Annotated in this window: 11 protein-coding genes; 10 read left to right on the top strand and 1 reads right to left on the bottom strand. The window is 65.5% G+C overall.

Translation table 11 applies throughout. The annotated features are described in order from the left end of the window. From GOSPT_RS01670 to GOSPT_RS01625, 10 genes are all read left to right on the top strand, one after another. Positions 1-624: SDR family oxidoreductase (locus tag GOSPT_RS01670; protein ID WP_039854262.1), on the top strand; the 624-nt coding region annotated here is incomplete at its 5' end. Positions 625-676: 52 nt separating this feature from the next. Beyond that, positions 677-1,885: an acyl-CoA dehydrogenase family protein gene (locus tag GOSPT_RS01665; RefSeq protein ID WP_005202183.1), complete on the top strand. Its 1,209-nt coding sequence runs from the start codon at positions 677-679 to the stop codon at positions 1,883-1,885. 62 nt (positions 1,886-1,947) lie between these two features. After that, positions 1,948-3,072, top strand: a complete 1,125-nt coding sequence (locus GOSPT_RS01660; RefSeq protein WP_005202181.1) for an acyl-CoA dehydrogenase family protein — start codon at positions 1,948-1,950, stop codon at positions 3,070-3,072. Positions 3,073-3,151: 79 nt separating this feature from the next. Further along, on the top strand, positions 3,152-4,135 hold the full coding sequence (locus GOSPT_RS01655) for an NADPH:quinone oxidoreductase family protein (RefSeq protein WP_005202179.1): 984 nt from the start codon (positions 3,152-3,154) through the stop codon (positions 4,133-4,135). Between the two features lie 69 nt (positions 4,136-4,204). After that, complete coding sequence (locus GOSPT_RS01650; RefSeq protein WP_005202177.1) at positions 4,205-5,407, top strand: acetyl-CoA C-acyltransferase; 1,203 nt, start codon at positions 4,205-4,207, stop codon at positions 5,405-5,407. 83 nt (positions 5,408-5,490) lie between these two features. Next, a complete protein-coding gene (locus GOSPT_RS01645) occupies positions 5,491-6,174 on the top strand; it encodes a TetR family transcriptional regulator (protein WP_005202172.1) in 684 nt (227 codons plus the stop codon). A 140-nt stretch (positions 6,175-6,314) separates the two neighbouring features. Then, positions 6,315-7,424 carry a dimethylsulfone monooxygenase SfnG gene (sfnG, locus tag GOSPT_RS01640; protein ID WP_005202170.1) on the top strand — a complete coding sequence of 370 codons (1,110 nt, stop codon included), beginning with the start codon at positions 6,315-6,317 and terminating at the stop codon, positions 7,422-7,424. 107 nt (positions 7,425-7,531) lie between these two features. Next, on the top strand, positions 7,532-8,749 hold the full coding sequence (locus tag GOSPT_RS01635) for an SfnB family sulfur acquisition oxidoreductase (protein ID WP_005202169.1): 1,218 nt from the start codon (positions 7,532-7,534) through the stop codon (positions 8,747-8,749). A 117-nt stretch (positions 8,750-8,866) separates the two neighbouring features. After that, positions 8,867-9,652 (top strand): hypothetical protein, encoded by a 786-nt coding sequence (locus GOSPT_RS01630; RefSeq protein WP_005202167.1) that lies wholly within the window; start codon positions 8,867-8,869, stop codon positions 9,650-9,652. Then, the gene (locus GOSPT_RS01625) at positions 9,642-10,538 is read left to right on the top strand and encodes a serine hydrolase (RefSeq protein ID WP_039854259.1); all 897 of its coding nucleotides are present in this window, start codon (positions 9,642-9,644) and stop codon (positions 10,536-10,538) included. The genes GOSPT_RS01630 and GOSPT_RS01625 overlap by 11 nt, the downstream gene beginning before the upstream one ends. A 115-nt stretch (positions 10,539-10,653) precedes the next feature. Here the strand turns inward: GOSPT_RS01625 and gjpA are convergent, their stop codons facing one another. Beyond that, entirely contained in the window at positions 10,654-12,345 is a 1,692-nt protein-coding gene (gene gjpA / locus GOSPT_RS01620; RefSeq protein WP_005202164.1) for an outer membrane porin GjpA, read from the bottom strand. Position 12,346: the final 1 nt, after the last annotated feature.

Here is a 12,346-nt window from a genome sequence, read left to right as displayed (position 1 = left end):
GTGGCCGCAATCACCGCGGGCGGCGGCAAGGCGATCGCCGTGGGCGCCGACGTCTCCGACGAGGCATCGGTCAGCGCGGCCGTAGAGAAGGTTGTCGCCGAACTCGGCGCGCCGACGGTTGTCGTCAACAATGCTGGCGTGCTTCGCGACAACCTCCTGTTCAAGATGAGCGTCGACGACTGGGACACGGTCATGGCGGTGCATCTGCGCGGTGCCTTCAACGTCAGCAAGGCAGCGCAGAAGTACATGGTCGACGCCGGATGGGGTCGGATCGTGAATCTGTCGAGCACCTCGGCGCTCGGTAACCGTGGTCAGGCCAACTACTCCGCGGCCAAGGCGGGCATGCAGGGCTTCACCAAGACGCTCGCGATCGAACTGGGCAAGTTCGGCGTGACGGCCAACGCCATCGCACCGGGATTCATCGAGACGGACATGACAGCGGCGACCGCTGCGCGGATGGGCGTCGACTTCGATGAGCTCAAGAAGGCCAGTGCCGCAGCGATTCCCGTCGCACGAACCGGAAAGCCGGAGGACATCGCACACACTGCCTCGTTTTTCATCTCCGAGGGAGCGGGATTCGTCTCCGGCCAGGTCGTCTACGTGGCCGGCGGACCGAAGGACTGACGGCACGCGCCTCGCCGATCACTCCACCGCTACCTGAAAGGATCGATGCCCAGTGCTCCAGGATGCTTCAGCGCCCGTATCCGACGACATCACCGCCGACCTCGACGCGCGCGTGACACAGCTGCTCGCCACCCATCCGCCGACCGAGACATCCGAAAGCGATTTCCTCGGTGCACGTTTCGATGCCGGACTGGCCTGGGTGCACTTCCCGGTCGGCCACGGTGGACTCGGAATCGCGCAGACCTATCAGGCCGGCGTGGATGCCGCGCTCGACGCGGCCGGTGCTCCGGGGCCCGCGCGCGGTCGCAACGGAATCGAACTGGGAATGGCGGCACCGACGATCGCCGCGCTCGGCACCGAGGAACAGCGCGCCCGTTTCCTACGTCCGCTCTACACAGGTGAACACATCTACTGCCAGTTGTTCAGCGAGCCGGGAGCGGGGTCGGACCTCGCAGGCGTGGCAACGCGTGCGGTACGCGACGGAGACTCGTGGGTGGTCAACGGTCAGAAGGTGTGGACATCGGGCGCGCACAACGCCCAGCGCGCAATCCTGGTGGCGCGCACCGACCCCGGCGCGGTGAAACACTCCGGGCTCACGTACTTCGTCGTCGACATGAGTGCGCCGGGTATCGAGATCCGGCCGCTGCGCCAGATCACCGGAGAAGCGGAGTTCAACGAGGTCTTCCTCACCGACGTCCGTGTGTCCGACGCCGACCGCATCAGCGACGTCGGCAACGGATGGCGGGTTGCCACCACGACTCTCAACAACGAGCGGGTTGCCATCGGCTCCGGTAATCCCCGGGAGGGCGGGATGATCGGCAAGCTCGCGCAGTGGTGGCGCCAGAATCCGGACGACCGCGAGCCCGCGGCATTGGATCGGGTGATGCAACTGTGGATCGACGCAGAGGTCACCCGCCTCGCCGGAGAACGCCTCCGCCAACAGCTCGCGGCGGGCCAACCGGGCCCCGAGGGCTCCGCGATGAAGCTGGCTTTTGCCCGTCAGGCACAAGCGATCTCGGGACTCGAACTCGAGTTGGCAGGCGACGAAGGACTGCGCTACGACGACTGGACGTTGCGACGCCCGGACACCGTCGACTTCACCGGACGCGGGCCGGGATACCGATATCTGCGGGCAAAGGGCAACTCGATCGAGGGCGGAACGTCGGAGATCCTGCGCAACGTCGTGGCCGAGCGCGTGCTCGGCCTGCCGCCGGAACACCGCGTCGACAAGGGAATCGCATGGAAGGACCTACCACGGTGACCACAACCACAACCGCAACTGCTACTGCATCTGGCGCCGCGCCGACGACTGCACCGCAGTCTGTGCAACCGACGACTGCACCGCAGTCCGGGCAGCCGGACCTTGCCTATGGCGATACCGAGGAGGCGCTGCGTGCCGCGGTGCGCAGGCTCTTCGAGGACCGACTCGACCCTGCTGCGCTGTCGGCGAGCTACGACGAGCCGGCCATCGACACTGCTGCGTTCTGGAGGTCGCTTGCCGGTGAGATCGGCGTCGCGGGATTGCTTGTGCCCGAACGCCTCGGCGGCGCAGGGGCGACCGAGCGGGAGGCCGCTGTGGTCTTCGAGGAGATCGGTCGCGTCGTGGCGCCCACCCCGTTCCTGACGAGCGCGGTGCTCGCGACCGAGGCGCTCCTGCACGCGGGCGACGTAGACACGGTCAGTGCTCTCGCCGGGGGAGAGCAGACGGGCGCACTGTTGATTCCGTTCTCGACGACGCCGGGTGCCGTTGCGGCGTCGGTCGATGCTGTCGACGGCGTCCTGCACGGCAGGGTCGAGACGGTAGCCGGTGCGGCACAGGCGGATCTGCTCGTCATCCCGGTCAACGGACCGGACGGGCTGGAGCTGCATGTGGTGGCCGCCGATGCCACCGGAGTCGTCGTCGAACCCGTTGTGTCGCTGGATATGACGCGTCCGCTCGCGGACGTCGAGCTGGTCGGGGTCCGCGCCAATCGAGTCGACACCGCCGACGCCGCAACCGCGCTGACGGCGGCCGTCACCACCGCGGTGGCACTACTGGCCTCCGAACAGTACGGCGTGGCGCAGTGGTGCCTCGACACGACGCTCGCGTATGTCAAGGAGCGTCGACAGTTCGGCAGGGTGATCGGCTCGTACCAGGCGATCAAACACCGACTGGCAGACCTCTGGCTCGAAGTCAGTTCGGCACGCGCGGCAGCCCGCTATGCCGCCGACACCGCGGCGCACGGCGACCTCGATGCGACCATCGCTGCGCACATGGCGGCGTCGTATTGCGGAGACGTCGCCGTACGCGCTGCGGAGGAATGCGTGCAGCTTCACGGCGGTATCGGGATGACCTGGGAGTATCCGGCGCATCTCTACCTCAAACGGGCCAAGGCCGATCAACTCGCGTTCGGAACCGGCTACTGGCATCGCCGACGCCTCGCCGAACTGATCGACCTCGCAGCCTGACTCCTGCTCGTCGAAGGCGCGGCCCTCGGCACCGCCTATCCCACAACATCATTCGAAGTCCATAGAAGGAGACACATCCATGAAAGCCTGGCGCGTCAACGAACTCGGTGATCCCCGCGACGTTCTGACCCTAGAAGAGGTCGATACACCCACGGCAGGCCCCGGCGAGGTTCTGGTGAAAGTTCTTGCCACGCCGGCCAACTTCCCCGATGTCCTGCTCTGCCAGGGCAAGTACCAGATCAAACCGCCGCTGCCGTTCACGCCCGGCGTCGAACTGTGTGGTGAGGTTGTCGCCATCGGTGAGGGAGTCGATCGTGCCGTCGTCGGCGAGCGGGTCGTGGGAAACCCGAATCTGCCGGGCGGCGCGTTCGCCGAGTACGCGTTGATGAATCAGGCCAACGTCTTTCACGCTCCCGATGCACTCGACGACGCAGAGGCAGCCGCTCTGAGCATCGGCTACCAGACCGCATGGTTCGCGCTGCACCGTCGGACGCAGATCGCCGAGGGCGACTACCTGCTCGTGCACGCGGCCGCAGGAGGCGTCGGCAGTGCGGCAGTTCAATTGGGCAAGGCTGCGGGTGCGCAGGTCATCGGTGTCGTTGGTGGACCGGAAAAGGCTTTGTACGCCAAGGAACTCGGTGCAGACATCGTCGTCGATCGGCGCTCCGAGGACTTCGTGTCCGCGGTCAAGGAGTTCACCGGCGGACACGGCGCCGACATCGTCTTCGACCCGGTGGGCGGCGACGCGTACGCCGGATCGACCAAGTGCATCGCATTCGAGGGGCGCATTGTGGTGATCGGCTTCGCAGGAGGCACCATTCCGCAACCCGCACTCAACCATGCGTTGATCAAGAACTACTCGATCGTCGGGCTGCACTGGGGTCTCTACCAGACCAAGAACCCGGCGGTGATCGACGAGTGCCACGCCGAACTGACCAGGTTGGCCGACAAGGGTCTTGTCAAACCTCTTGTGGGCGAACGACTTGCGCTGTCCGCCGTTGCCGACGGTGTTGGTCGTCTTGGCGAGGGCACGACCGTCGGTCGCCTCGTGTTCATTCCCTGAGCCCGCCATACACCTCAAAGCAAAACACCAGCACGCGAGAAGCACCAGCACCAGAAAGAACGGACACTCATGCGCGAAGCAGTCATCGTCTCCACCGCACGCACCCCGATCGGCAGGGCGTACCGAGGAGCGTTCAACAACACCCAGGCACAAGAGCTCGCCGGGCACTCCATCGCACATGCGGTGTCGCGGGCAGGTATTGAGGGCGGCGAGGTCGAGGACGTCGTGCTCGGTGCCGCCATGCAGCAGGGCTCGACCGGGTTCAACATCGCCCGCCAGGCGCTGCTGCGTGCGGGACTGCCCAACTCGGTGTCGGGCATGAGCGTCGACCGGCAGTGCGCGTCCGGCCTGATGGCCATTGCGACGGCCGCCAAGCAGATCGTCGACGACGGCATGGAGATCGCCATCGGTGGCGGCGTCGAGTCGATCTCGTTGGTACAGAACGACCATGCGAACAACTACCGGGCTCAGGACCCGTGGCTCGTTGCCAATGTCGGCGACATCTACATGCCGATGCTGCAGACCGCGGAGATCGTCGCGGAACGGTACGGCGTCAGCCGGGAGCGCCAGGACGAGCTGGCACTGATCTCCCAGCAGCGAACAGCGGCAGCGCAGGAGGCCGGCCGGTTCGACGACGAGATCGTGCCGCTGCGGACCACCAAGCTGGTCGTCGACAAGGAAACGGGTGAAACGTCGGAGCAGGAGGTCATGCTCGATCGCGACGAGGGCAACCGTCCGTCGACGACGAGCGAGTCGCTCGCCGGTTTGCGCGCGGTGCTTCCCGACGGAGCGGTCACCGCGACGTCGACCGTCACGGCGGGAAATGCGTCGCAGTTGTCCGACGGCGCGTCGGCGTCGGTGTTGATGGAAGCCCGCGAAGCGTCACGACGTGGACTGGAACCGCTCGGTGTCTACCGGGGCATGGCTGTTGCGGGATGTGCACCCGACGAGATGGGGATCGGGCCGGTATTCGCGGTGCCGAAACTGCTCAAGCAGCACGGGCTGACCGTCGACGACATCGGTCAGTGGGAGCTCAACGAAGCTTTCGCGTCGCAGGCCCTCTACTGCCGCGACGAGATCGGTATCGATCCGGAGAGGTTCAACGTCGACGGCGGTGGTATCTCGGTCGGTCACCCGTACGGCATGACGGGTGCGCGGTGCGTCGGGCATGCGTTGACCGAGGGTCGTCGACGCGGCGTCCGCTATTGCGTGGTGACGATGTGTATCGGTGGAGGTATGGGCGCCGCTGGGCTGTTCGAGGTCGCCGGCTGAGTGGTCGCCGCGCCGGTGGCGGTGCGTCAGCGTGAGCGACGGCGGTGGGTCGGCCTGACCTGCGGCAAGATAAGCTCGGGCAGGTGACCAGGACTCGACGCTCCGGCTCCGCCCATGGCGGTCGGGAGGCTGACGCCGAGACTCGCGCCGATCGCAAGAACCGCACCCGGCAGGCGTTGATCAGTACAACCCTCGATCTCGTCGCCGAACGCAGCTTCGGAAGCATCAGCCTGCGGGAGGTCGCGCGGGGTGCAGGCATCGTCCCCACCGCGTTCTACCGGCACTTCGCGTCGATGGAAGACCTGGGCGTCACGCTCGTCGAGGACTCGATGCGAGTGCTGCGACGCACGTTGCGTGAAGGGCGTCGCGACCTCGCCGCGCGGCAGGCACTGCCGACCGCGAAGAACTCACTCGACATCCTCCTGCAGCACGTGCACGACAACGAGCCGGCGTTTCGTTTCCTGATCCGCGAACAGCACGGCGGTTTGGCGGAGATCAGGCGGGCCATCGACACCGAGTTGCGGTTGTTCTCGAAAGAATTGGCCATCGACCTGTCGCGGATACCCGACCTCGCCGACTGGACGGCTGACGACCTCGAACTCGCCGCGGAACTCATCGTGAGCATCATGCTGACCGCCGTCGCCGACATCCTCGACGGCGAGCACCGCGGCCGAGGCGCGGAGTCGGCGATCATCGAACGCACTCAGCGCCAGTTGGTCATCGTGTTCCTCGGTATGGCGCAGTGGGAGCCGTCCGACGACCGCTGATCGTCGGACAGGGAACAGGTCGGCGCATTTCGTCGACTTGAATCCATGCCGATTACAACTGTGGGCGGGTGCGGCGTCGTCGAGGACACTGACTGTCGATTGTGTCCGAGAGCGGACGTCCGCCGAGCAACAGGAGTGTCATGTCCACCGAGAAGATCGCCGACGAGATCAAGTTCGCGTATTGGGTCCCGAACGTGTCCGGTGGGCTCGTGACGAGCGACATCGAGCAGCGGACCGGGTGGGACTTCGAGTACAACAAGCGCCTCGCACAGACCGCCGAGAACAACGGATTCGAGTACGCACTCAGCCAGGTGCGGTACGAGGCGAGCTACGGGGCCGAGTTCCAGCACGAGTCGACGTCGTTCAGCCTCGCGCTCCTCGGTGCGACCGAACGCCTGAAGCTGATCGCGGCCATTCACCCCGGACTGTGGCATCCGGCAGTGCTCGCCAAGTTCGGTGCGACCGCAGACATCTTGTCGGGCGGGCGTTTTGCGATCAACGTGGTGAGTGGTTGGTTCAAAGACGAGTTCACCCACCTCGGTGAGCCGTGGCTCGAGCACGACGAGCGGTACCGACGCAGCGGCGAATTCCTCGAGGTGATCCGCAAGATCTGGACCGAGGACAATGTCGACTACCGCGGAGACTTCTACCGCATCCACGACTTCACCCTCAAGCCCAAGCCGCTCAACACTCCGGAGCGCCCCAATCCCGAACTGTTCCAAGGCGGTAACTCCACGGCGGCACGCAACAACGGCGGTCGCTACTCCGACTGGTATTTCTCGAACGGCAAAGATTTCGACGGTGTCACTGAGCAGCTCGACGATCTGCGTGCCGTCGCCCGCGCACACAACCGCGAAGTGCGTTTCGGACTCAACGGATTCATCATCGCGCGTGACACCGAAGCCGAGGCGCGTGACACCCTGCGCGAGATCGTCGAGAAGGCGAACAAGCCTGCGGTGGAGGGCTTTCGGAGTGCGGTGCAGCAGGCGGGCAGCTCGACCGGCGACAAGAAGGGCATGTGGGCCGACTCGTCGTTCGAGGATCTGGTGCAGTACAACGACGGCTTCCGTACGCAACTGATCGGTACACCGGAGCAGGTCGCCGAGCGGATCGTCGCGTACAAGAAGCTCGGCGTCGACCTGGTACTCGGTGGATTCCTGCATTTCCAGGAGGAGATCGAGTACTTCGGCGAGCGTGTGCTGCCGCTGGTGCGTGAACTCGAACTCGCCGACCGCGGCGCGACGGTCTGACGGTGTCGCCAGACCGCCACATATCGACGACGACAAGCGGTTTCACTGCTCAACCGGCAGTGACCGGACCGACTGCGGATCCAGCGGTCGTACCGACTGCGAATCCAGTGGTCGTACCGACCAGTGCTGCGGAGGCGTTGGCGAAGGCACGCGAGGTAGCGGCGCGGATCGAGGTCGACGCCGCGGTGCGCGACCGCGACCGCCGACTCCCGTATGCGGAGATCGACGAGCTGTCCGCGTCGGGGCTTCTGGCGATCACCGTTCCTCAGCGGTTCGGCGGTCCCGACTTGGGGCCGAGCGTCGTCGCGGATGTGACCCGACTACTCGCGGCCGCAGACCCCAACATCGCGCAGATTCCGCACAGCCACTTCGTCTATCTGAACCTGCTTCGCCTGGCCGCGCCGGATGCGTTGGCGCAGCGCATCTTCGGTCACGTTCTGCAGGGCGGCCGGGTTGCGAATGCGCAGTCGGAGCGGGGTGGCAAGACTGTCGCGGATATCAACACCACGCTGCGTCGGCAAGGCGACCGCTTCGTACTCGACGGCGAAAAGTTCTATGCGACAGGGTCGTTGTTCGCGCACACCCTGGCAGTGCTGGCGCGCTTGCCCGAAGGGACCGAAACCGGGGAGGCCGCAGTCGGGTTCGAGCCGGGGGAGTACGTCGCATTCGTGGCGGCCGACGCTCCTGGGGTCGAGATCGTCGACGACTGGAATGGCCTCGGTCAGCGCACGACCGGTTCGGGGACAGTCAGGCTCGCCGGGGTCAACGTCGACCCGGGCGACCTCGTGGCTCGCGCACCGGCGGTCGCACAACCGACCGGCTACGGCGCATTCGCCCAGCTACTGCACGTCGCGATCGACGTCGGTATCGCGCGCGGCGCACTCGATGCAGCCGCCGACTTCGTGCGCACGAAGTCGCGGCCGTGGTTCGAGGCAGGAGTCGAGCGCGCCGACGCCGACCCGTTGACGGTGCAACGCTTCGGCGAGCTCGGCGTCGAGGTCGCGGCGGCAGAAGCAACGCTTGATGCCGCGAGCAGAGCTGTCGACGCGGCGACGGCCGAGGACGTCGACGATCCAGCGCTCACCGCTCAGGCGTCGATTGCCGTCGCTGTCGCCAAGGCCGTCGCCGATCGTGCGTCGAACTCGGTGAGTTCTGCGCTCTTCGAGGTGGCGGGCACGCGCAGCGCCTCCGCCGAGCTCTCTCTCGATCGGTTCTGGCGAAACGCCAGGACACACACGCTGCACGATCCGGTGCGCTGGAAGTACCAGCACATCGGTCGCTGGGTGTTGCGTGGGGAGAGCCCTCCGACTCACGGTGTGATCTGAGTGTCGATATCTGGGGCCACGTCATCTGAATGAGGGTGTAGCTACGCTAATCCGGCGTGCATCATCTGCTATCCCGGATATTCTCTTCTCTATGTTCACGAATGGGACGTGGCCAGTGTGACTCCGACACCGCACGATCAGTCAGGTCCCGGGGGTGAGTATCCCGGGGGCGGTGACTCACGCTACGACCCCACCGGCCACGACTCCACCGCTTACGACTCCGCCGACCACCGCAACTCCACGAATGCGTATACGGATCCGTCGTTCTACCCGGGGACGTCACAGGATGCCGACCCGAGCGCCTACCAGCCGCCGATGTACGCCGACTACTCCTATCCTGAGCCGCCCCGGTCCGAACCGGCCCAGCCTGGTCCCGCGTATCCATCGGCCCCGGCATCGATGTCGTACCCCCCGCCCGCTTATCCCCAGTCCGCATATCCGCAGCAGTATCCGCCGCCTCGCCGTCCGCAGGGTCGGGACAAGTCGTTGCTGATCGTGCTGATCTGCGTTGCCGCTCTGGTGATCATCGGTCTGCTCATCGCCGGTGCGTACTTCCTGCTCAATCGAAGCTCGGATTCGTCGACCGACACGCAGTCGACGCCAACTGTCACGCAGACGGTCAATCCGGCGCCGACCTCCACTGTGACGGTCGCGCCGCCTGCGACCCCGCCGCCGGGAGCGGTCAGTTGCGGCGCCGGAGTGTCGGCGGGTACGTCGGTGACGAGTTGCTCGTTCGCGCAGGCCGTCCGCGACGAGTATCTGCGCACCGGGGTGCAGGGACAGTCGCGGGTGATCAGCGCCTACAGCCCGGTCACGGGAATGAGCTACGTTATGTCCTGCGGTCCAGAAGGTGGTGTGGTCGCCTGTCGCGGCGGCAACAACGCGGTGGTCTATGTCTACTGACCTGCGCGGTCTGGTCGGTGTTGTCGGACTAGTCACCGTGTGCGCTCTTGGCGTTTCGAGCTGTTCGACGACGGATCGCGGTGACAACCAGATCACGCCGGTCACGGTGACGGTGACCGGTTCGACGACGTCGCAGGCGTCTGCGTCGGTGCCGTCGAGTGCTCCTGTCGCGAACCCGCTGGCACGCGGGTTCGCAGCGGTCGCCGCGCAGGTCGGAGTACCCGTCGGAGTTGCACTGGCCCCCGTTGGCCGAGGCGGCAGTGATCCGATTGTGTTGGGCGACAACACACCTCAGGTGGCATGGTCGACGATCAAGGTTCCGCTTGCTGTCGCTGCCGAACGCGAGAACGGTCCGTCGGCCGCCGAATCGAACGCGATCATCAACTCCGACAACGCTTCTGCCGAGTCGCTGTGGTCGTCGCTGGGGAGCGATGCCGTCGCCGCTCGTAAGGTCACCGCGGTCCTGCGTGAGGGCGGCGACACTCAGTCGACCGTGCCCGCACAGAGGCTGCGCGCCGGATTCACGGTCTTCGGGCAGACCGTGTGGACGTTGCCTGCCGCCGCCACGTTCACCGCCCATCTGCCATGCATGCCGGGAACATCGCACGTCGTGTCGCTGATGGGACAGGTCGCAGGCAACCAGCAGTGGGGCATCGAGGTGATGTCGACGCCGAAATCGACTGCCGTGAAGGGCGGTTGGGGTCCGGGTGTCGATGGCTCCTACCTGGTCAGGCAGATCGGACTCATCACGTCCTCCGACGGACGTCAGACCGCCGTCGCCATGAGTGCCGCAGGTGGCTCGATGTCGGGAGGCATCGCCGCGCTCAACACGATCGGTAATTGGCTCAACCGCAACGTCGCTCGGCTTCCCCGCGGTACCTGCTGAAGGTGTAGTGCGGGCCTTTCGCATCCATCCCTCGGCGGTAAGGCAACGAGCGGAGCGCCGGACCCGGTGGCGGATCCGGCGCTCTGCCGTTGACGATGGCGGTGCGGTGGCGACCTCAGTCGGTACTGGCAGACGACGTAGAGTTGCCCGAGGTCGACGACGCGCCGCTCGAGTCGCCGGAGGTGCTCGACGTGTCCGAGGATGAACTGCTTTCGGCGTCCGCAGAGCCCGTGGCGTTCACAGAGCTGGTGGTGTGAGCGTCGGTGCCGGAGTTCGACGTCGACGATCCGCTGGACGTGGAGCTCTGAGTCGAGTCAGAAGAACTACCGGTCGATGACGAGGCCGGGGCGGTCGACGAACTCGACGAGGTGGATTCCTTTGCCTCGGAGGAGTTCTGGACTTCGCTGGACGAGCCCGTCGGCGCCGAACTCGATTGTGTCTCTACGACTTCGGCCTGCGCCGACTCGGTCGTTACCGGCGCAGTCTTCTCGGACTGGGCCTTCTCAGCATCGACCTTCTCTGCATCGACCTTCGCCGAATCGACAGAGTTCGGCGCGACGCTTGTCACCGCGACGGCGGCTGCGGTCTTGGCGGGATCCGGCGAGGGGGTTGTTGTCTCGGAATCCTTCTTGCCCAGCAGTGTGTCGGCGAGCTTCTGAATGGCCGCAGCCCAATTGTCGGCGGCATCGTCGGAGATGGTCGGGAACTCCACACCGGCTAGCGGCGGGACGGGCTTGCCGCTCTTGCCATCCCAGCCATCACCGAGAAGGGCGCCGACGGTTTGGGAAACGCCTTCCAACGCGCCGATCGGACCGATGGCCTGCCCGGGAATGCCAATTTCGATCCCATTGAGATCGACCCCCAGACCGATGCTGTTGAAGATCGACCCGCCCGGTGCGGGGATCTTGTTGTCGGGGTTGTCGGGGTCGACGGGGCCATCGTAGGAGCCTCGTCCCACCGTACCGGGAGTGAACAGTCCTCCGAACGCGATGTCGAGGGAGTTGAGCTTGGTGGTTCCCAAGAGGCCGCTGTCGTTGATGAGAGGAGTGAGGGCTGTGAGATCGAGTGTGGCACCGTTGAATACCGCTCCGACGACGTTGGCAGGAGCCGAGAACACGTCGGAGAAGACAGCATCGGGATTGCCCGCTTGGATCGCGGCGGCGATGGCGATGCCGCTGTTCAGGACTGCGACGGCCGGGCTGATCACTGGACCGACGAGGCCCATGAGCACGCCACTCATCGGTGACGCCAGCACGTTCATGACTGCGGTGATTACTTCTGGATCGATCGATCCACCCGCGGGTAGAAGCGACGGAAGCAGCCCGAGGACGAGACCGTGCAGGCTGTCGACACTGTGGTTCTTCATCGTGTCGAGCGCACTACCAGCCACGCCGATCCCGGTGACGCCGCTGATCACGGCTTCGAGGTTGGCGCGCATCTTCTTGAGGACGTCGTCGGCCTGTGACGGATCGTTCAGAACGTCGTTGAGGTACTTCGACTGGTTGGCGATGATCTGTTGCAGTGGCAGCCCGGGAGCCAGGAAATAATTATGGGCAAGAGTCGCAGCGTTTTTCGATGCCTCATTGAAGGCGTCGATATACGGCTCGAGTGGCTTCCAGTCGGCGGCGAGACGCACGGTCGCTTCGGTGGTGGCCTTGTACGCGGTGGGCACCTCGGAATGGACGCCGGGCGCAACGGCCATGACGCTCGCGCCTGCGATGGCGACACCAGCGGCAACCCACGCGCGGGGGGCTTTTTTCGGAACTTCGATATCGCCTTGCAGGGCGATGGGAGCGGAACGCTGCACG

Source organism: Gordonia sputi NBRC 100414 (genome assembly GCF_000248055.1).
Lineage (GTDB): Bacteria > Actinomycetota > Actinomycetes > Mycobacteriales > Mycobacteriaceae > Gordonia > Gordonia sputi.
This window is presented reverse-complemented; position numbering and strand designations above follow the sequence as displayed.

What these genes read in the sequence shown, in the direction of transcription:
- GOSPT_RS01625 (WP_039854259.1), top strand. Translation starts at nt 9,642, where the DNA reads ATGTCTACTGACCTGCGCGGTCTGGTCGGTGTTGTCGGACTAGTCACC.
- GOSPT_RS01655 (WP_005202179.1), top strand. Translation starts at nt 3,152, where the DNA reads ATGAAAGCCTGGCGCGTCAACGAACTCGGTGATCCCCGCGACGTTCTG.
- sfnG (WP_005202170.1), top strand. Translation starts at nt 6,315, where the DNA reads ATGTCCACCGAGAAGATCGCCGACGAGATCAAGTTCGCGTATTGGGTC.
- GOSPT_RS01650 (WP_005202177.1), top strand. Translation starts at nt 4,205, where the DNA reads ATGCGCGAAGCAGTCATCGTCTCCACCGCACGCACCCCGATCGGCAGG.